Source organism: Paenibacillus pinisoli, assembly GCF_003605435.1.
Taxonomy (GTDB): Bacteria; Bacillota; Bacilli; order Paenibacillales; family Paenibacillaceae; genus Pristimantibacillus; species Pristimantibacillus pinisoli.
This window is the reverse complement of record NZ_QXQB01000019.1, coordinates 1-532: the sequence shown is the minus strand read 5'-3', so window position 1 is coordinate 532 and position 532 is coordinate 1. Positions and strand designations below refer to the sequence as shown.

At 52.1% G+C, this 532-nt stretch carries 2 tRNA genes and 1 rRNA gene; all 3 read left to right on the top strand.

Annotated elements, in window-relative coordinates:
* Positions 1 to 8 precede the first annotated feature (8 nt).
* The 3 genes from rrf (at position 9) to D3P09_RS27315 (ending at position 360) form a co-directional block, all read left to right on the top strand.
* Positions 9 to 125, top strand: a 5S ribosomal RNA gene (gene rrf / locus D3P09_RS27325).
* A gap of 55 nt (positions 126 to 180) precedes the next feature.
* A tRNA-Ile gene (locus tag D3P09_RS27320) sits at positions 181 to 257 on the top strand.
* Between the two features lie 30 nt (positions 258 to 287).
* Positions 288 to 360 (top strand) — tRNA-Ala (locus tag D3P09_RS27315).
* Positions 361 to 532 lie beyond the last annotated feature (172 nt).

Genomic DNA, 532 nt, shown 5'->3' with positions numbered 1-532 from the left:
CCCATCCGTTTGGTGGCGATGGCGGAGGGGAACCACGCGTTCCCATACCGAACACGACCGTTAAGCCCTCCAGCGCCAATGGTACTTGGACCGCAGGGTCCTGGGAGAGTAGGACGTCGCCAAGCGGTCTATCTAAGACTTATGTCTAAGGTAGTCCTGAAGTCAAAACGGAATACCCGAGGGCCTTTAGCTCAGCTGGTTAGAGCGCACCCCTGATAAGGGTGAGGTCGGTGGTTCGAGTCCACTAAGGCCCACCATTATCAACACATGAGTGTTGATCCCATTACGGGGCCATAGCTCAGCTGGGAGAGCGCCTGCCTTGCAAGCAGGAGGTCAGCGGTTCGATCCCGCTTGGCTCCATTTGTTCTTTGAAAACTGGATAACGAAAGTAACAAGAAGTGTTTGATTCTTATCTTCGGATGAGAAGAGAATCTTCTGCTGAAACATCCTTTAGCATGATTTAAACGTTGGCTTTAAGCCAGCGATACTAGGTTAAGCTAGTAAGAGCGCACGGAGGATGCCTAGGCACCAG